Below are 18,228 nucleotides of genomic sequence, written 5' to 3' on the forward strand. Positions count from 1 at the left end.
TGCCGCTTCCCGCACCATCAGGAGTTGCCTTGAACCTGCGTGACCGACTGCCCTTTCAGCCCGGCACGACCCGCGCTGTCGTGATCGCTGCGCTGTCCCTGGCCGCTGCCGAGTTCGTTCGCAGCGGCCTGTACCTCCCATACATGGGTCAGAGTGTCCGCCTCCAGTCGCAGCTGGGCCTTCCCGCCACCGTGGTTGGACTCGCGTGGGCCGCGCACGTCCTGACGGATACGGTCATGCGTGGCCCCGCCGGCCTGCTGATTGCCCGCATGGGCCTGCGCTGGGCCATGATCCTGGGCACGTCCATCAGCCTGCTGGCGATCAGCCTGCTGCCCGCCGCTCACAGCGGGCTGACCCTGCTGCTGATCGCCGCTCTGCACGGTGTGGGCTTCTCGGTCATGTGGCCGGGCACCATGAACCTCACAGCGGATGTCACCCGCCAGACTGCGCAGGGCCGCACCCTGACCATCGTGGGCATGAGCGTGTCCTCCATGATCGGGTTGGGCTTCTTTGCCTACGGGTCGCTGCGGGAAGCCCCCCCCGGACAGGTCTACCTTCTGAGTGTCGGGGCGCTGATCCTGTCGCTGTTGGCCGCTGTCCTGCTGCCGGCGCGGGTCGTGCGCGGGCCCAAGCGTGACGCCCTGCGAGGGTACGCGCTGAAAGCCACGCTGCGCCGCGTCCTGCCGCTGTTGCCTGCCGCCCTGATGCAGACCGTGACCCTGTCGCTGTTTGGGCAGGTGCTATACAAAATCTCCGACGCGCTCCACCTGAGCACGGTGCAGATCGTGAGTGTGCTCGTCGTGGGAGGCGCAGTGGCGTTCGCCTGCATCCCCGTGCTCGGCAAGATCGCGGACCGGGGGCGCGCTGTCCCCGTCCTGATCGGCGGCTATGCCCTGATCGCCGCCGGGATGCTGTGCCTGAGCTTCCTGCCGCCGCTGTGGGCCATGTACCCGCTGGCCGCCGTGGTCGGCGTGGGCTTCGCCGGGGTGCAGCCCGGCTGGGGGGCCCTGGTGACCCGCACGCTGCCCACCGCGCAGCGCCCGGCGGCGTGGGGGGTCCTGATGACCGTCGAGAACGGCGGCACAGCCCTGAGCCCTGTGCTCGGCGTACTGGCCTTCGAACGGTTCGGTGCCGGTGGGCCGTTCGGGCTGGCGGCGGGGTTGGCGGGCCTCGTTGCGGCGTTCTACCTGCTGCTGCGTCCCCTGTTCGCCCGGGCGGCCGAAGCGGCGCGTCTGGATCAGCTGGGTTCCGCCGAGTCCGTTCAGGATGCCCAGACGTGAATCGACCCCTGACCTGGGCGGCGCGGCTGCTCCTGCCCGCCCTGCTGGCTGAGGTCCTGGGGCGCGCTGCCGGGTGGGGCGCACTCGGCCATGGCCCCAGGGACCGCTGGCGGGTCGCTGTGACCTTCGACGATGGCCCCAGCGAGCGCACGCCCGAACTGCTGAGCGTCCTTGCCCGCCACGGGGCGCGCGGGACGTTCTTCGTGACCCGCCCCGCCGCGCAGGCTCATCCGGAACGCCTCACTGAGATCGAGGCGGCGGGTCACGCCCTGGACGCGCATGGCATCTGGCACCGCCACGCCCTGACCCTGACGCCCTGGCAGGAGTGGGCGCAGGTCGCGTGGCACCCCCGCCCGGATCGCCCGGGCGCGCACCTGTACCGCCCGCCGTACGGGGGGCACAGTCCCCTGACCCGTCTGCTGGCGCGGCTCTCGGGGCGGCAGGTGGCCCTGTGGGACACCGAGGGCCGCGACTGGACGGCCGTGGACGCCGCGGCCCTGGCCGCGCAGACCCTAGCGCGCGTGCAGCCCGGCAGCGTGATCCTGCTGCACGACGGGCCCGCCGTGACGCCCGCCGTGCTGGACGCCCTGCTAGGTGGCCTGCGTGACCGCGGGCTGGCGGTCGTTCCCATGCACGAGCTGCCCGCGCAGCGCATCACCCTGCTGGGCGGCCTGCGGCGGCTGCTGGACAGTTACGGCGGGTAGGTCAAGGCACAGGGAGCGGGGCGGAGGCAGCCCTGCCTCCGCCCCGCTCCCTGTGCCCTTTAGCTCTGGGGCGGCTTGCTCACGCGCTGACGGCCCGCGAGGGCGCGGCCCAGCGTGACCTCATCGGCGTATTCCAGCGCGCCGCCCACCGGCAGCCCGTACGCGATGCGGCTCACCACGGCCCCCAGGGGTTCGAGCAGCCGCTGGAGGTATAGCGCGGTCGCGTCGCCCTCGACGGTCGTGCCGGTCGCCAGGATGACCTCCTGACCCTCCTGCACGCGCGGCAGCAGCGGGCGGATGTGCAGCTTGTCGGGCCCCACGCCGTTCATGGGGCTCAGGACGCCGTGCAGCACGTGGTACAGCCCGCGGTACTCGCCGCTACGTTCAATGGCGATCACGTCCCCGGGTTCCTCCACGACGCAGATCACGCCCTGGTCGCGGCTGGGATCACTGCACACGTCGCATCTCTCCGCGTCCGTGATGTTGAAACACACCGGGCAGGTGTGCAGGTCCCGCTTGGCTTCCAGCAGCGCGCGGGAGAGGCGCTCGATGTCCTCGCGCGGCTGCTCGAACAGGTGGAACGCGAGCCGCTGCGCACTTTTCGGCCCGATTCCGGGCAGGCGCGACAGTTCACGGATCAGCGCCACCAATGACGGAGGGTACTTCACTCAAACCCCTTTACCACCACCGGCCACCGGGCCGGGCAGAAACGAACGGTATCAACGGACGCGGCCACCCACCGCCCACCGGCAGGGGTGGCCGCCCGGAGCGTGGATCAGAAGCCGGGAATGCCCAGCCCGCGCGTCGCGTCCTGCTGCAGGGCGTCCGCCTTGGCACTGGCGTCCTGCAGGGCGACCAGAATCAGGTCCTCCAGCGCCTCGACGTCGTCGGCGTCCACAGCTTCAGGTTTGATCTTCAGGGCCGTGACCTTCCCGTGGCCATTCATGGTGACGCTGACCAGACCGCTGGCGCTGCCTTCCACGGATTTCGCGGCGAGGTCCTCCTGGATTTTCGTGGCGGCCATCTGGGCCTGCTGCATCTGCTTCATCAGCTTCTTCATGTCCATGCTGCTTACTCCTTTCAGACTGCGGGGAGGCCCTGAGCGGCCCGCAGGGCCGCGCCTCCCGAACACCCCAGTGTAGCGTGCGGACCCGCATGGGCACTGCGCCCCCCGTCACGAGCCGCACCTGCGGGCATCACGCGAGGAGCTGCGTGGACTCGCCCGTGAGGAGGTCACGGACGCTGCGCAGCACCGTGCCGGCATCCTGCGCCGGTTCCACCTGCGTCCAGTGCCGGCGCACCACGCCTTGCGGATCGACCAGGAACGTCTCGCGGCGGGGGCGGCGGACCTGCTCGCCCGGCCAGGGCTCATCCAGCAGGTCGAACTGCTCACTGATCCGCTGCTGCTGGTCATTGAGCAGGGGATAGCTCAGCTGGCACACGCCCCGGAAGCGCATCTGGTCCTGCCTGGGGTCCCCGTTGATGCCCACCACGTCCACGTTCAGCGCCTGGAAGTCCTCCAGGGCCGCCTGGTACTGCCGGGCCTGCAACTGGCAGTGCGAGGTGCTGGTCTTCGGGAAGAAGAACAGCACGCGCCAGCGGCCGGGCGTCGGCTCGTAGGGCCGCCCGTTGTCCTGCGGGGCGGTCAGCGTCGGAATCTGGTCACCGGTTGAAAGGGGCATGCGATTCAGTGTAGGAAGTCGCGGGCCCAGTGATGTTGGGGTGCGCCTCAAGGAAACCTGTAGGTGCTGGCCGCGCGCCGGGTGCCGCGGACTACAGCGCCGGGGTGCGGGTGCCCTTGGCGCGGCGGTACAGCTGCGCGGGGCGGCCCACGCCGCTGCGCCGCTCGCCGCTGGGCGTCAGGCTGCCCTGCGCCAGCAGCCGCTTGCGGAAGTTGCGCTTGTCCAGCTTGCGGTTCAGGATCGCCTCGTACACTCCCTGCAGTTCAGGCAGGGTGAAGGTGTCGGGCAGAAATTCCAGCGCGAGGTTCGCGTACTCCAGGCGCAGTTGCAGGCGGCCCAGCGCGCGGTCCAGGATCGCCTGGTGGTCGAAGGCCAGCTTCGGGGTGCGGTGCGCGGGTGTCCACTCGGCGCCCAGGGTGTGCCCGCCGCCGCTGACGCTGATCGTTCCGTGCGGCAGCACGGCCAGGTGAGCGACGCTCACGATCCGGCCGCGCGGGTCGCGGTTGATTTCCCCGAACGTGAAGAACTGTTCGAGGTGGCGGGGTTCGAGTTCCACGCTGGTCTCGGTGCGCAGTTCGCGCAGCGCGGCCTCGTGCAGTTCCTCGCCCGGGTGGACGAAGCCGCCGGGCAGCGCCCAGTCGCGGGCGTGGGGCAGTTCGCCACGCTGCACGAGCAGGACGTGCAGCTCCCCGGCGTGCATGGCGAACGCGGCGACGTCCACGGCCAGGCCGACCTGCGTGGCGCCGCGGGGCAGCGCGAGGTCGGTCACGCGCGCTCCGGGTAGGCGCAGGTCGGGCGGGTCGCGGTCATGCGGTGATGCTAGGGTTTGTGTCCCCGGTACGTCAAGGGGAATTGTGTCCTGCGCGCGCGGATTTTCACAGATGTGGGCGGTCTTTAAGCAGGGCTTTGCGTCCCTGCAGCCTGCGCCTCGGCGCGGCTGACCAGCACGTGCGCGCGCAGCAGTTCCGCCACGCTCCACGCCTGGAAGGGACACCCGCCCGGGCGCAGGCTGTCCCCGGCGAACACCTCGGACACGTGCCCCAGCCCAGCCTCCAGCACGTGCCCGCTCAGACCGCGCAGCGCCGCCCGCGCCCGCCCCACCTCATCCTGCGCCAGCAACAGTTCCACGAAGGCCGTCAGCGGCCAGGGCCACACGGTCCCCTGGTGATAGGCCGCGTCGCGCTGCACCTGCGCACCCCCGTAATTGCCCCGGTACCGGTCATCCAGCGGCGACAGCGTGTGCAGCCCAACCGGGGAGAGGAGTTCCGCTTCCAGCTGCGCAGTCGTCGCCGCGACCAGGTCTGGGTGCGTGGGCGTATCGGGCAGCGCCAGCGCAATCGCCACGTTCGGGCGCACGCTGCGGTCCGGCGTGCCGTCCGCGCTCAGGGCGTCCACGTACCCGTCCTGCCAGAACGCCGCGAAGCTGGCCTGCGCGCGGGCCAGGGTGGCCGCGAAACGCGCCTCCTCACCCAGCGCCGCCGACAGGCGCGACTCGGCCCCCAGCGCCGCCAGCCACAGGCCCTGCACCTCGATGGGCTTGCCGTGCCGGGGCGTCACCACCCACCCTTCAATCTTCACGTCCATCCACGTGAGCTGCACGCCCGGCTCGCCGGCCAGCAGCAGGCCATCCGCCGGGTCCATGCGGATGCCGTGGTCCGTGCCGCGCACGTGCCAGTCCAGCAGGTCCCGCAGCTGCGGCAGCGCCTCACGCGCGAACGCCGCGTCCCCGCTGGCCGTCACGTAGCGTTCCAGCGCCACCGCCAGCCACAGCGCGCCGTCCACCGTGTTGTACCCCGCGCCCTGCCCGTCGTCGTGGAAGTTGTTCGGGGTCAGGCCCCGGTGCAGGCTGCGCAGGAACGTGCCCAGCAGGTCGCGCGCCTCGGCGTGCCGCCCGGTCAGCAGCGTCAGGCCCGTCAGGGCGATCATCGAGTCGCGCCCCCAGTCCGCGAACCACGGGTATCCCGCGATAACCGTCACCCCCTGCGGCTGCGTGCGCCGCACCAGATAGGCGTCGGCCGCGACACCCAGCGTGGCGACCAGGTCATCGTGAACGCCGGTCGTGACCTGCGCGCGCACGGCCAGTTCACGGCGGCGCGCGGCCTCCTCGTCGAAGGCTGCCCAGGGATCGGGCACCGGCACCTGCGCCGCGTCTGGCGTGACCGCCTGCACCACCAGCGCCGCGCGGCCCCCACCCGCCGGGAAGTGCAGCGCCCACAGGGGCGAGCCCAGCGTGTACTCGAAGTCCGGCTCGCCGCGCGCCCGGTCATGCCGGTAGTGCACCCGCTGCGGGACCGGCCGGGGAGCCAGCGGGGTGACCTGGGCGTCCGGCGCGTGCACCTGCACCCGGGTCTGGTTCTGGCCCTGCACCGTGACCTCGGCGCCCGACGCGTGGAAGGACAGCTCAGGCACCCGCTCGTGCACGGCGTGCATGTCGCGGTCCACGAAGAAGCCCCCCAGCCGCAACGTGACGGGTTCGCGGCTGTACACCTCGTACAGGAACGCAACCGCGCCCGACCCGCGCGGCATGAACGCCCGGCGGCGCACACGCACGCCCGCGAACAGCTGCTCCCGTTCAGGCAACAGGTCGCTCAGCGACGCCCCGGTCAGGTGCCGCAGGCCCTCCCCCTCGAACTCATCCAGCGCGAGCTCCAGGGCGTGCAGCGTCGTCTCGCGCGCCCCGCCCGGGCTGCCCACATGCAGCTCCTCCAGCGGGGAGACCAGATGCGTGCGCCGCTGCACTGGGGGCTGCTGACTGGCCACCAGCCCCGAGTAACAGCGGGTCGGCACGCCAGCGAGACTGCTCAGCGCGAAGCCGCCCAGACCGTCGGTGAGCAGGACCTCCAGGTCCGCCTGGCGGGCGGTCAGGGAACCGAAGGGAAAGGTGACAGGCGCGCGGTTCATGCGCGCCAGCATGCCACGGGCGCGCCCCATGAGGCCCGCGTGGTAGACTGAGGGGTACCGTCCGCCCCGTGGGGTGGGCGCAGCCGCCCGGGAAGCCAGCGTGCCCCGGAGCGCGGCGGAGGTGATGAACATAGCGAAAGAACACAAGGTCAACGAGCAGATCCGCGTGCGCCAGATCCGACTGATCGGCGCCGAAGGCGAGCAGGTGGGCATCATTGACACTCGCGACGCCATGAACATGGCCCGCGAGGCCGGGATGGACCTCGTCATGGTCAGCCCGCAGGCTGTGCCCCCCGTCTGCCGCCTGCTCGACTATGGCCGGTTCCGCTACGAGCAGCAGCAGAACGAGAAGGAAAACCGCAAGCGGGCCCGCGCGCAGGAAGTCAAGGCGATCAAGTTCCGCGTCAAGATCGACGACCACGACTTCAACACCAAGACCGGGCACGTGCGCCGCTTCCTGGAAGAAGGTCACAAGGTCAAGGTCACCATCATGTTCCGCGGCCGTGAACGCACCCACCCGGAACTCGGCGAGCGCATCCTGGTGCGCGTGGCCGAGTCCCTGGCGGACATCGGCGCGCCCGAAGGCACCCCGAGCATGATGGGCATGGACATGAACATGATCATGACCCCCCGCGCTGAGAAGCCCGCCAAGAAGGACCGTGCCGCCGAGGACGCCCCCAGCGTCCCCGCCACGCCCGAACCGGCCGCGGCTGAACCCGTCGCGAACGCCAACGCGTAACGCCTGCACCTGTGAAGCCCGTCCCGCTCAGCGGGGCGGGTTTCCTGCTGTGCGAGGGAGGCCTGTCTTTGTGGACGCCGCCACCCTTGGAGATGCTTTAAATAGTAAACTGACAGTGGTGGGTGAAGCCCACCCCGGAGGTTCCCCATGATCAAGATGTACACCACCAGCTGGTGCCCCGACTGCCACGCCGCCAAACGCGCCCTGACCAGCAAGGGCCTCGCATTCGAGGAAATCAACATCGAGCAGGACGACAGCGCCGCCGAATACGTCATGAGCGTCAACGGCGGCAAACGCAGCGTCCCCACCCTCGTGCACGGCGACACTGCCGCCAGCCTCAGCGGCTTCCGCCCCCAAAAACTCGACGCGTTCCTCGCCCAGGCCGGACTGTAAAAGACGTCGAAAGAAGGTCGATGGTTGATGGAGGACTGCCCTCTATCAACCATCAATTTTTGAACATCACCCCTTCCTGATTCGGGCGGCCTCGCGTGCCGTCACGGTCCCGTCCGCCGCGACTGTATAGGCTGTGATGACCAACTCGGCAGGCGTGATCTCCAGGCGCAGGAACCCCGGCTGACCGAACGCCGCGAACGTCGCCAGGCGCGAGCCCGCAGGATCACCCCCCACCTCACCCGCCGCGCCCGACACGGCCGTCCACGTGCCCGGACACTCCGGCTGCGGGGCGAACACCTCCAGTGCGTGCACGTGCCCACTCAGGAGCAGATCCGCCGCGCCGCACACCGAAGCGTACAGGTCCCGCACCGCGCCCCCCTGCTGAAACGCAAACGGAAACCGGTCGTAGGCGCCCGCATTCCCATGCGCCCCATTACTGAACAGCGGGTGATGCCCCAGCACCAGCCGCCAGCGCGCCCCACTGCCCCGCACGGCGCCCGACAGCCACGCCCGCTGCGCCAGATCCCACGCGCCGCCCGGCCGCTCGGCCGGACGAAGCCCCGGCAGGTACGCGGCCAGCGGCGCTGTATCCACCGCGAAGAACTCCGCCAGCGCACCCACCGGCGCGCGGTAACTCCGGGCAGGCATCACCCACTGCGGATTCACGCGCGAGTACGCCACCTCGGCGTCCGCGCCGCGCGCGTCCGCACCGTCGCCGCCCACCAGCCACGACTCGTCATGATTTCCAGGCACCACCAGAAACGGCACCCCCAGCGGACCGTAGGCGTCCGCGAAGCGCGCCTGGAACAACGGGGAGTTCACGTCCTTCGGCCCCGCCGGGTAGAAGTTATCCCCCAGCGCCACGCCCAGATCGCAACCGTCACGCAGGCAGACCGCCCGCATGGCCGTCGCCACGCGCCGCTGCACCTCCGTACCCGTGCCCTGATCCCCCATCACCACGACCCGCAGGTGATCCGCTGGGCCCGGCTTCACGTCCACCTGAACGTCCGGCACCGTCACTGGCCCCTGAAGGGTGGGCGCGCAGGCCCCCAACACGGCGGTCAGCAGGACCCCCAGCGCACCCCTGTGCAACATTGGCAACATGGCCCCAATGTGAAGCTTAGAATGCTCTCACGCAACAACAAAGGGGGAACCATGAACGAATACCTGAATGTCATCCGCAACAACTACGCCAACTTCAGCGGACGTGCCCGCCGCCGCGAATACTGGATGTTCACGCTGATCAACACCATCATCGTGACCGTCCTGAGCATCCCCGTGTACGGCGCCGCCATCGGCATGGCCATGCAGTCCGACACGGGCGCCGCCCCCAGCGCAGGCCTGACCGGCATCAGCCTGATCTTCGCAGTCCTGATGGGCATCTACGCCCTGGCCGTCATGGTCCCCAGCATCGCCGTCACCGTCCGCCGCCTGCACGACGCGGGCTTCAGCGGCTGGCTGTACCTGCTGAACTTCATCGGCCTGAGCATCGTCGTCCTAGTCCTGTGCGTCCTGGACAGCAAACCCGGCAGCAACAAGTGGGGCCCCAACCCCAAGGGTGTCACCGACGGCATCCCCACACCCGCCCAGAACTGGTAAAGCCCACCCACGCAGCGCCCCACCCTGAACCGGGGGTGGGGCGTTCTCCCTGCCCGCACCTTCCTGGCGAGGTTATCCCCATGCGTGAATTCATGAGTGTCATCCATCACTACGCCACATTCACTGGCCGCGCCCGCCGCCGTGAATACTAGCTGTTCGTGCTCACCGCGACCCTGCTCTGCGCGGGCCTCGCTCTGGTTGACGACGCTCTCGGCCTCCAGACCGGCACTGGAGCCGCTGAGGACGGCCTGCTGATCAGCCTCCTGACGCTAACACTGTTCATCCCTGCCGTTGCGGTCACCAGCCGCCGCCTGCATGACACCGGGCGCTCTGGCTGGACGCAACTGCTGATCCTGATACCCGTGATTGGCTGGTTCACGTTGCTGGTCTGGCTGGCTGAGGACAGTGCACGAGCAGGGAACAAATGGGGAGAGGATCCGAAGGCGCCACTCCGCAGTCATGCTGCTTTCACCCCCAATGGGTAGGCGCTGGGAGCGTCCACAGGTAAGGCAACGGGATATTCACACATTGCTTACCTTGGACTCATGAACGAATTCATGGAAGTCGTGACCAGGAAGTACGCCCAATTTACTGGCCGCGCCCGCCGCCGCGAATACTGGATGTTCGCGCTGGTCGGCATTATTCTCAGCCTCATTCTGCGAGTACTGGATTACATCCTGGGCCTGAGCGCAGACGCCTTCTCCGGCGGCGCGCTCACTGCCGTTGGAAACCTCGCACTGCTCGTTCCCCACCTGGCAGTCGCAAGTCGACGCCTCCACGATACTGGCCGTTCCGGCTGGTGGCAGCTGATCGGCTTCATTCCCCTGATCGGCACCGTGGCCCTGATCGTCTTCCTGGCCACCGACAGCGCCGAGGGCGGGAACAAGTGGGGCCCGAACCCGAAAGCCCCTGCCCGGCGTCGTGAGATGCCCGCACGCAGCTGGTAAGCCCCACCCCATATCCGTCCGGGGGAGCGGTCCCCTCATGGCCGTGCATATGCTAGATGGCGCAGGCGCGGCCGGAGCAGGGCGGGCAGACTGGGGGTTGTGACCCTCACCATTCAACCGCTCACTCCACGTGATTTTGCCCAGGTCAGGCCGATGCTGCTCGACATGGGCTTCATGGAGGACGAGTCGGCCATGGAGGCCCGCTTCCCGGTGTTCTGCGTCTGCCCGGACTGGGTGCTGCTGGGCGCATTCAGAGATGGGCTGCTGCTGGGGTACGCGGCGGCGCAGGACTACGGGCCGCACCTTCGTTCCGGGAGCAGTCACCGCACGGCGAAACTGCATGACCTGTACACAGCACCCGGCGCGCGGGGGCAGGGCGTGGGCCGGACGCTGATGCGTGGCGTGGAGGCATGGGCGCAGGCGCGGGGCGCGCGGTACCTGTTCTGGTACGCGAACCTGCGTGAAGCGACGCCCGCCTACGAGCGCATGGGGTACACGCCGGGCGCGGAGGTGCAGGAGGGCTACCGCTTCTTCGAGGTGGACTTCGGTGAGCGCATGTCCCGCCAGCCGCACCCGGAGCGGGGCTCGTGATCCTGACCGCCCACGTCACGCCTCGCGCGGACCTGACGCCGCGGCTGGAGGCGGGGCTACGGTGCCTGCTGATCGCCGCGTACCCGCAGTTCGCGGACTTCTGGGCTGGCGCGTCGTACTGGGGCAGTGAGCCGGACTGGCACCTGTGGCTCGCTGGCGTGGCGGGCACGCCCGTGGCGCAGCTGGGCTGTGGGCAGCGTGTGGCGGAGGTCGGCGGGCGCGACGTTACGCTGGTGGGTGTCGGTGGGGTCGCCACGCACCCCGCGTGCCAGGGCCGGGGCGTGGGTCGCCGCCTGCTGCGTGCCCTGCACGCCTTCCTGCTCACCCGGCCGGACGTGGAGTTCGCGTTCCTTCAGTGCCGGGAGGAGGTCGTCCCGTTCTACGAGCGGGGCGGTTTCCTCCGCGTCCCGAACGCCGCGCATTATCTCGACCCGGACGAGGGGCAGTGGGTCACGGACAGCGGGCCTACCCTGATCCTCCCGGTGCACGCGGCCCTGGCCGAGTGGCCGGTGGGGGAGACGGTGAACCTGCGCGGAACACCCTGGTAATGCCGGGTAGGCCAGGGTGCGGGTTGCCCCCCTCTGCGCTGGGCGGTATCCTGCCCGCATGAAGCCTCTCGCCCGTCACTCCGGTCTGGTGATGCGTGGCGCAGGGCTGAACCGAATGCCTGCACCCGGTCTGATCACGCGAACTCTGAGCGCCTGAGAACCCCATCAAGGTTTTCAGGCGTTCTCCTGGAACGGTGGCCAGACCGGGTTTCTCATGGTTGAACGCGCAGTTGCGCTCAGCCCACACACAGAGGTTGACATGCACGTAATCCTTCCCGACGGTAAACAACTCGAACTTCAACCCGGCGCCACCGCGCTGGACGCCGCCGCTGCCATCGGCCCGCGTCTCGCACAGGACGCCCTGGCGGCCACCGCGAACGGTGAACTCCTTGACCTGATGACGCCCCTGCCCGACGGGGCGAACATCACCCTGATCACGAAGAAGAACCCGACCGACGCCGCGCCACTGTTCCGGCACTCACTGGGCCACGTCATGAGCCAGGCGGTCGGCGAGTACTACAAGGGCAAGGGCTACGGCGCGGACGCCATCAAGCGCGGTGTGGGCCCCAGCATTGAGAACGGCTGGTACCAGGACTTCGACCTGCCCGAACCCCTGAAGGAAGAGGACCTGCCGGAGATCGAGAAGATCATGCGGGACATCATCGCGCGCGGCCTGGACTTCACGCGGCGCGAGATCAGCAAGGCTGAGGGCCTCGCGCAGTTCCCGCACGACCCGTACAAGCAGGAACTTATCGCAGGCCTCCCCGAGGACGAACCCATCACGTTCTACACGCAGGGTGACTACACGGACCTGTGCCGCGGGCCGCACTTCCCGAACACCGGCAAGCTGCCGGGTGCGTTCAAGCTCATGAGCACCAGTGGCGCGTACTGGCGCGGGAACGAGAAGAACCCCATCCTCCAGCGCGTGTACGGCGTGGCGTTCGCTACGCAGAAGGAACTCGACGAGTACCTCTTCCAGCTGGAGGAAGCCAAGAGGCGCGACCACCGCAAACTGGGCCGTGAACTGGAACTCTTCACGATTGACCCGCTGGTCGGCAAGGGCCTGCCGCTGTGGCTCCCGAACGGCACGGTCCTGCGCGAGGAACTGACCAGCTTCATGAAGGAGCAGCAGTTCCAGCGCGGGTACCAGGGCGTCATCACGCCCAACATCGGCAACCTCGACCTGTACCGCACGAGCGGGCACTACGAGAAGTACTCCGACGGTCAGTTCCGCCCCATTGAGGTGGACGACGAGGAGTACATGCTCAAACCCATGAACTGCCCGCACCACGTGCGCATCTACGCCAGCAAACCCCGCAGCTACCGCGACCTGCCGGTGCGACTCGCGGAGTTCGGCACGGTGTACCGCTACGAGCAGAGCGGCGAACTGAACGGCCTGACTCGCGTGCGCGGCTTCACGCAGGACGACGCGCACCTGTTCGTCCGCCCCGACCAGCTGAAAAAGGAATTCCTGGACGTCCTCGACCTCACGGTCCTCGTCCTGAAGACCTTCGGTATGAACGAGGTCCGCTTCCGCGTCGGCACCCGCGACCCCGAGAGCGACAAGTACGTGGGCGACGAGGCCAACTGGACCCTCGCCGAGCAGCAGATCATCGAGGCCGTCGAGGAAGTTGGGCTGCCCTACACCATCGAACCCGGCGACGCCGCCTTCTACGGCCCCAAACTCGACTTCGTCGTCAAGGACGTCCTGGGCCGCGAATGGCAGCTCGGTACCATCCAGGTGGACTACAACCTCCCCGAACGCTTCGACATCAGCTACGTCGGCGAGGACGGCCAGGATCACCGTCCCATCATGATCCACCGCGCCCCTTTCGGCAGCATCGAACGCTTCACCGGCATCCTCATCGAACACTACGCTGGGGACTTCCCCCTGTGGCTCGCCCCCCGCCAGATCATGATTATCCCCATCGCCGACCGCCACAATGACTACGCCTGGCAGCTCCGTGACGAGCTGCACCAGGCAGGCCTGCGTGCCGAGGTGGACGACTCCTCCAACCGCATGAACGCCAAGGTACGCACCGCCGAACTCAGCAAGCTCCCCGTCATGCTGATCGTCGGCGACAAGGAACAGGAAGGCCGCGAAGTCAGCGTCCGCGAACGCACCCCCGAAGGCCACAAGGAACGCAAAGGCGTGAAGTTCGACGACCTGAAAGCCGAACTGCTGGACCGCTACAAGACCCGCAGCTGAACCCCAGCCGGAGCCGGGGCACCGTGAACAATCACGGTTGCCCCGGCTTCAGTTCGACCAGCGGAATCTCGTAGGCCTGGCCTTCCAGCGCAGGGGTGCCGACAATCTTCAGCGGCACGCCGCGCCGGTACTCCCGTCCCACCTGGACCAGCACGGCCGGCAGGGTCTGGGAGGTAAGTGGGGCGGCCGCCCACCTCCTGAAGTCCGGATGCACGCGCAAGGCGGTCCAGTTGGTTCCATACGGACTGTAGAAACGCTGAAGTCGCAGGATGCCGTCGCGGTCCGCCTGCACGGGCCGGGAGACTTCCAGGCGCTCACGCCCGGTGACCTCAGTCCGCCCCTCGCTGGAGACCTCCTCCGGGTAACGCGTAACGAGAACGTAGGACTCCCCGGGGTTCACGCGCAGCACGTTCAGGTCTCCCGGCGCGCTCAGCAGCTCGGACGGGGACACGTCCATGCGCGCCTGCTGAGCGGCAGATAACATGCCCAGAACTGCCTCCGCTGTCAGACGCATGTTCAGGTGATCCGCCCAGTCCGACAGCCGGGGACCCGTTTCGCCGGGCAGGGCCACCCCGTTCAGACTCAGCTGACCACCGGGGGCGAGCGGCACGCGCACGCCCAGACCTGCCCGGTAGGCCCGCACCCCGAGGTTCGGCAGGTTCAGGAAGGGTCCTCGCACGTGATAGGCCTGCTCCAGCCAGGGGATGAGCGGGCGGAACAGACCGTTCGACCCTTTCACCAGGAAGCGGTCCGCGCCAGGAAGGGCCTCCGCCTCGAAGATCAGGGGCCGGTCGTCGGAGGCACCACCCCTGAGCGGGATCGTCGGCGCACGCCCGACGTGCAGGGTCGCCGTCCCACCCGCGTTCACCACGCTCGCCTGAGGAGGCAGCTGGCGGGCCCACGCGTCGAGTCGCAGACCCGGGACGATGTCTCCAGACACACCACGAAGTCCATACCCGTCCCCAACCTGCGGAATGGGTGTGGGGAACACCTGCACGTCCCGGAAATACAGCCCGGTCATGACGACCGTCAGGGTGAGTGCCGCCCAACCCAGCAGATACAGGGGCGGGTGTGTGACCCACAGGCTCCGGCGCACCGTGAGGGGCGAGCCCAATTCCCGCAGCGCCAGCCGGCCCGCTTCCGCCTCTGTGCAGCCACTGAGGCGCAGGTCCTGCAGACGCTCATGCAGGTGAGAGCGCAATTCCGCCTGCACCTCAGCGCGGACAGTACCGCGCAGGCCCCTGGTCGCTGAGCGGATGAAGCGTTCCTCGGGGTTCATGCGAACTCCAGGTAGGGTCGCAGGGCGCTGGCATGGGCGCGCTGGGCGTCGCGCTGGCGTTTCAGTTCGGTCAGGCCCGCGTCGGTCAGGTGGTAGTACTTGCGGGGTGGGCCGCCGGCGTCGCTGGGTCGGGTTTCGGCGTGAATTAGGCCGCGTTTCTCCAGGCGGTGCAGGGCGGGGTAGAGGGTGCCTTCCTTGAATTTGAAGTGCCCGCCGGTTCTGTTCTGGACGTCCTGAATGATGCGCAGGCCGTACAGGGGGCCGTCCTCCAGGCTGGCCAGCAGGAGGAAGTCCAGCGTGCCGCGGAGCAGGTTGCCGTCCGCACCGTTACTTTGCATGGCTACATAGTGACATAAAGTACCGGTGGGCGCTGTGCGTACCTGCCAGCAGGTGCGGATCAGCGGAACAGCTTCAGTCGCGCCTCAATCACGCTGGCCGCGGACGGCCGTGCAGTCGTGACCGCCCGGGCGCGGGCCACTTCACCCGGGTCACCGTAGTTCGACAGTTTCAGGCCGTTCAGGTAGACCGTGGGGGTGCCCTGCACGCCTATGGCCTGACCCGTTATGAAGTGAGCCACCACGTCAGAGGTCTCCAGTTTGCCCAGGCACGACTTGAACCGGGTCGTATCCAGTCCCGCCGCCTTGGCGTACGCCGCATACTTCCCCGGTGCATCCTTCGGATTCAGCGGCGTCCACACATTGAAGTTCGCGAACAGCTGATCAGCGAACGGCCAGAATTTCCCCTGTGCCGCAGCGCACTCCCCGGCCTGCGCCGCCCCCTCCGCATTTTTATGAAATGACAGCGGAAATTCATAGTGCATCACGCGGTTCGTGGCACTGTCCTTACGCCACGTGGGCATCGCCGTATCCCACATCTGCTTGCAGTACGGGCACTGGAAGTCACTGAAGACCCGCAGGGTGACGGGCGCCGTCGCGTCGCCCGTCACGGCCTTTGTGACTGGAAACGCACTGTCCGCCCAGACCTTCACCGCTACGTACGCGAAGTACCGCGTGTTGCTCTCCTCGCCCGTAACCTTCAGGGCAATCAGATCGGTCGCGCCGTCGTCCGTCAGTTCCACAAACCCGGCCCGGGCGGCGCTCAGTACCTGCGGACTGCTGAGATTGTCCTTCAGTTTCGGCAGGTCCGTGGCCCGCAGACCCCATCCGGCGCCCACACCGCGCGTCAGGTCATCCAGCGAACTGGTCTCAGTAAGCACACCTACCACGAATCCCCCCGCCACGTCCAGCGTCACGGTGGTCAGACCCTGCCGCAGCGTTGTGCCCTCCGCGGTCATACCCTTCAGAATGGGCTGAGCGAGCGTCTGAGCCGGTGTTTCCAGCAGCTGAGCGCTCGCCTGCGCCGTCAGCAGGAGGGTAATGGTCACCGCAGTCACGTGCCAAGGAAGAAGAGAAATCACGCGGCGCAGTCTAGAGCCAGGGCGCACCATCACCGACCGCAACTGCCCCCCTGTTTACAGCTCTGAAAAGCCGTGCTAACATTCCTTCCGCTGGAGAGGAAGACCCACCAGCCGCCCGCAAGGGACAGCAACAGCCTCACGGCGCTGTAGCCAAGTGGTAAGGCAGAGGTCTGCAAAACCTCCACCACCGGTTCGAGTCCGGTCAGCGCCTCCAAGTACCCCATTCCAGGTTCAGAACCGTAGCTCAGGGGTAGAGCACTACCTTGACACGGTAGGGGTCAGGGGTTCAAATCCCCTCGGTTCTACCAGTAAGCGCCCACCCAGTGGGCGTTTTTCTTTTTCCCCACGCATCAATTTTTGCCCTGGTAGCAGCGCTGGTAGCAACCAGCGTTTTTAGGGGGCCAGCGGGTCGCTGTCGCGGTCCGCTCTGGCGGTGAGGGTGCTGAGGCTCAGGGCGGCCCGTTCCCGCTGCTCTTCGAACACGTGACCGTAGATGTCCAGGCTGATGCTGGCGCGGCTGTGGCCCATGCGGTCGGCCAGTACCTTGGGGTCCAGGCCCTGGTAGATGGCGAGGGACGCGCACGTGTGGCGGATGTCGTGGATGCGGATGCGCCGCACGCTCGCCGTGTCTAAGAGGACGTACCAATCCCAGAGGAGGTTGCGGCGGTGGTACACGGTGCCCACGCTGGTCGGGAACACAAGCCCGTGTTCCTCCCAGGCGTCCCCGGCCGCGTCGCGTTCCTGAGCCTGCCGTTCCCGGTGCAGGCGCAGCGCATTGATGGTGTCTGGTGGGAGGGGGATGCGGCGGCGACTGGCTTTGGTCTTGGGCGTGGTGAGGGTGGCTGTGTTGCCGACGAGAACGCAGTTCTGCTGGATGTGGATGACGCCGCGTTGAATGTCGGTCCAGCGCAGGCCGCACAGTTCGCCGCGGCGCAGGACGGTGGTGAGGGCGAGGTACACGAGGCCGTACAGGTGGTCCTCGAGGACCGCGCCGATCAACTGGTGGACTTCGCTGGATTCCCACACCTGGAAGTCCCGCCGCACGACCTTCACGCGTTTCACGGCTTCGACCGGGTTACGGTAGATCAGGCCCAACTGCATGGCGTGCTTCATGGCGGTGCCCAGGAGGGTCATGGCGCCGGCCACGGTGGTGGGTGAGAGGAGCGGGCCAGCGGGCCGGGCTCGGGTGGTGGGTCGCCTGCCTTGCGCTTCCTGGTGCTGGGTTGGCGCCTCGTGTTGAGGAGGCTGGTCTGCTACTGCTGGATGTCGAGCGGCGTGAGCTTCTACAGGTGCTTGAGGCTCAGGTGAGGTGACCTGCTCCCCGCAATCGGTTCCAAAATGAATCGGAAAATCTGGCACACTCAGGGAACACACGTTCCCAGGCGGGTCAGCATGGGAGGAGCACGGCATACCGAAGAGCAGATCGCCTTCGCCCTGCGGCAAGTCGAGTCCGGCACGTCCGTCGGCGAGGTCTGCCGGAAGATGGGCGTCGTCGAGTCCACGTACGACATCTGGCGCAAAAAGTACGGCGGGCTGGGGGTTGCGGAACTCCGTCGGCTTCGCCAGCTGGAAGAGGAAAACCGCAAACTGAAACAGCTGGTGGCGGATCTGAGCCTGGACAAGGCGATGCTGCAGGAGGTCATCTCAAAAAAGCTGTGAACCCCCGCCAACGGCGGGGGTGGGTGGAGCACGTCCAGCACGTGTTCCGCGTCAGTCAACGTCGGGCTTGTCGGGGTCTGTATGTCGCGCGCTCGACATGTCGCTACGTCTTCAAGAAGCGGGCAGACGAGCCCGCCATCGTCCAGCGCATGACCGAGATCGCGGGGGTACGGGTGCGTTATGGATACCGGCGCATTCACGTGCTGATGGCCCGAGAGGGCTGGCGCATCAACCACAAGCGGCTGTATCGGTTGTACACCCAGACCGGGCTCAATCTGCG

The 18,228-nt window shown here is 67.9% G+C and carries 20 protein-coding genes, 2 tRNA genes and 2 pseudogenes; 14 read left to right on the plus strand and 10 right to left on the minus strand.

All coding sequences use genetic code 11. The features are described 5' to 3' along the window. Positions 1–29 precede the first annotated feature (29 nt). Positions 30–1,280: an MFS transporter gene (locus IEY63_RS12460; RefSeq protein ID WP_189069331.1), complete on the plus strand. Its 1,251-nt coding sequence runs from the start codon at positions 30–32 to the stop codon at positions 1,278–1,280. Then, positions 1,277–1,984 (plus strand): polysaccharide deacetylase family protein, encoded by a 708-nt coding sequence (locus tag IEY63_RS12465; RefSeq protein ID WP_189069332.1) that lies wholly within the window; start codon positions 1,277–1,279, stop codon positions 1,982–1,984. Before IEY63_RS12460 ends, IEY63_RS12465 begins: the two co-directional genes overlap by 4 nt. A gap of 59 nt (positions 1,985–2,043) precedes the next feature. Here the strand turns inward: IEY63_RS12465 and recR are convergent, their stop codons facing one another. The 5 genes from recR to IEY63_RS12490 form a co-directional block, all read right to left on the minus strand. Continuing rightward, positions 2,044–2,652: a recombination mediator RecR gene (gene recR, locus IEY63_RS12470; RefSeq protein WP_189069333.1), complete on the minus strand. Its 609-nt coding sequence runs from the start codon at positions 2,650–2,652 to the stop codon at positions 2,044–2,046. A 107-nt stretch (positions 2,653–2,759) separates the two neighbouring features. Next, positions 2,760–3,050: a YbaB/EbfC family nucleoid-associated protein gene (locus IEY63_RS12475; RefSeq protein ID WP_189069334.1), complete on the minus strand. Its 291-nt coding sequence runs from the start codon at positions 3,048–3,050 to the stop codon at positions 2,760–2,762. Positions 3,051–3,180: 130 nt separating this feature from the next. Next, complete coding sequence (locus IEY63_RS12480; RefSeq protein WP_189069335.1) at positions 3,181–3,666, minus strand: peroxiredoxin; 486 nt, start codon at positions 3,664–3,666, stop codon at positions 3,181–3,183. Positions 3,667–3,757: 91 nt separating this feature from the next. Next, positions 3,758–4,435: an NUDIX hydrolase gene (locus tag IEY63_RS12485; protein ID WP_189069336.1), complete on the minus strand. Its 678-nt coding sequence runs from the start codon at positions 4,433–4,435 to the stop codon at positions 3,758–3,760. A gap of 125 nt (positions 4,436–4,560) precedes the next feature. Beyond that, positions 4,561–6,567, minus strand: coding sequence for an amylo-alpha-1,6-glucosidase (locus IEY63_RS12490; protein WP_229784684.1), 2,007 nt, complete (start codon positions 6,565–6,567; stop codon positions 4,561–4,563). Positions 6,568–6,688: 121 nt separating this feature from the next. On the opposite strand from IEY63_RS12490, the gene infC reads away from it, so the two are divergent. Together infC and IEY63_RS12500 are read left to right on the plus strand one after the other, a co-directional pair. Beyond that, complete coding sequence (infC, locus tag IEY63_RS12495; RefSeq protein WP_189069366.1) at positions 6,689–7,306, plus strand: translation initiation factor IF-3; 618 nt, start codon at positions 6,689–6,691, stop codon at positions 7,304–7,306. Between the two features lie 147 nt (positions 7,307–7,453). After that, the gene (locus IEY63_RS12500; protein ID WP_062157589.1) at positions 7,454–7,699 is read left to right on the plus strand and encodes a glutaredoxin domain-containing protein; all 246 of its coding nucleotides are present in this window, start codon (positions 7,454–7,456) and stop codon (positions 7,697–7,699) included. A 66-nt stretch (positions 7,700–7,765) separates the two neighbouring features. On the opposite strand, the gene IEY63_RS12505 is transcribed toward IEY63_RS12500, so the two are convergent. Next, positions 7,766–8,803: a metallophosphoesterase gene (locus IEY63_RS12505; RefSeq protein ID WP_229784685.1), complete on the minus strand. Its 1,038-nt coding sequence runs from the start codon at positions 8,801–8,803 to the stop codon at positions 7,766–7,768. Between the two features lie 51 nt (positions 8,804–8,854). On the opposite strand from IEY63_RS12505, the gene IEY63_RS12510 reads away from it, so the two are divergent. From IEY63_RS12510 to thrS, 6 genes are all read left to right on the plus strand, one after another. Next, a complete protein-coding gene (locus IEY63_RS12510; RefSeq protein WP_189069338.1) occupies positions 8,855–9,298 on the plus strand; it encodes a DUF805 domain-containing protein in 444 nt (147 codons plus the stop codon). 158 nt (positions 9,299–9,456) lie between these two features. After that, the gene (locus tag IEY63_RS12515) at positions 9,457–9,783 is read left to right on the plus strand and encodes a DUF805 domain-containing protein (protein ID WP_189069339.1); all 327 of its coding nucleotides are present in this window, start codon (positions 9,457–9,459) and stop codon (positions 9,781–9,783) included. Positions 9,784–9,843: 60 nt separating this feature from the next. Further along, the gene (locus tag IEY63_RS12520) at positions 9,844–10,245 is read left to right on the plus strand and encodes a DUF805 domain-containing protein (protein ID WP_189069340.1); all 402 of its coding nucleotides are present in this window, start codon (positions 9,844–9,846) and stop codon (positions 10,243–10,245) included. A 99-nt stretch (positions 10,246–10,344) separates the two neighbouring features. Continuing rightward, the gene (locus IEY63_RS12525; protein WP_189069341.1) at positions 10,345–10,836 is read left to right on the plus strand and encodes a GNAT family N-acetyltransferase; all 492 of its coding nucleotides are present in this window, start codon (positions 10,345–10,347) and stop codon (positions 10,834–10,836) included. Beyond that, positions 10,833–11,384: a GNAT family N-acetyltransferase gene (locus tag IEY63_RS12530; protein WP_189069342.1), complete on the plus strand. Its 552-nt coding sequence runs from the start codon at positions 10,833–10,835 to the stop codon at positions 11,382–11,384. The genes IEY63_RS12525 and IEY63_RS12530 overlap by 4 nt, the downstream gene beginning before the upstream one ends. A gap of 259 nt (positions 11,385–11,643) precedes the next feature. After that, the gene (thrS, locus tag IEY63_RS12535; RefSeq protein ID WP_189069343.1) at positions 11,644–13,593 is read left to right on the plus strand and encodes a threonine--tRNA ligase; all 1,950 of its coding nucleotides are present in this window, start codon (positions 11,644–11,646) and stop codon (positions 13,591–13,593) included. Between the two features lie 31 nt (positions 13,594–13,624). Here the strand turns inward: thrS and IEY63_RS12540 are convergent, their stop codons facing one another. The 3 genes from IEY63_RS12540 to IEY63_RS12550 are packed head-to-tail and all read right to left on the minus strand — an operon-like array spanning position 13,625 to position 16,265. After that, positions 13,625–14,872, minus strand: coding sequence for a permease prefix domain 1-containing protein (locus tag IEY63_RS12540; RefSeq protein ID WP_189069344.1), 1,248 nt, complete (start codon positions 14,870–14,872; stop codon positions 13,625–13,627). Then, on the minus strand, positions 14,869–15,210 hold the full coding sequence (locus IEY63_RS12545; protein ID WP_189069345.1) for a PadR family transcriptional regulator: 342 nt from the start codon (positions 15,208–15,210) through the stop codon (positions 14,869–14,871). The genes IEY63_RS12540 and IEY63_RS12545 overlap by 4 nt, the downstream gene beginning before the upstream one ends. Positions 15,211–15,269: 59 nt before the next feature. After that, the gene (locus tag IEY63_RS12550; RefSeq protein WP_229784686.1) at positions 15,270–16,265 is read right to left on the minus strand and encodes a DsbA family protein; all 996 of its coding nucleotides are present in this window, start codon (positions 16,263–16,265) and stop codon (positions 15,270–15,272) included. Between the two features lie 164 nt (positions 16,266–16,429). Between IEY63_RS12550 and IEY63_RS12555 the strand changes: the two genes are divergently transcribed. Then, positions 16,430–16,503, plus strand: a tRNA-Cys gene (locus IEY63_RS12555). A gap of 19 nt (positions 16,504–16,522) precedes the next feature. Further along, positions 16,523–16,597: transfer RNA gene (locus IEY63_RS12560), tRNA-Val, on the plus strand. Between the two features lie 85 nt (positions 16,598–16,682). On the opposite strand, the gene IEY63_RS12565 is transcribed toward IEY63_RS12560, so the two are convergent. Continuing rightward, complete coding sequence (locus IEY63_RS12565; RefSeq protein ID WP_189069347.1) at positions 16,683–17,423, minus strand: site-specific integrase; 741 nt, start codon at positions 17,421–17,423, stop codon at positions 16,683–16,685. Between the two features lie 258 nt (positions 17,424–17,681). Here IEY63_RS12565 and IEY63_RS12570 point away from each other — a divergent pair. Both IEY63_RS12570 and IEY63_RS22615 read left to right on the plus strand, forming a co-directional pair. Then, a pseudogene (locus IEY63_RS12570) lies at positions 17,682–18,023 on the plus strand (transposase); the annotation flags it as partial. A gap of 62 nt (positions 18,024–18,085) precedes the next feature. Next, positions 18,086–18,228 (plus strand): annotated as a pseudogene (locus tag IEY63_RS22615) (IS3 family transposase); the annotation flags it as partial.

The organism is Deinococcus radiotolerans, from assembly GCF_014647435.1.
GTDB classification, from domain to species: domain Bacteria; phylum Deinococcota; class Deinococci; order Deinococcales; family Deinococcaceae; genus Deinococcus; species Deinococcus radiotolerans.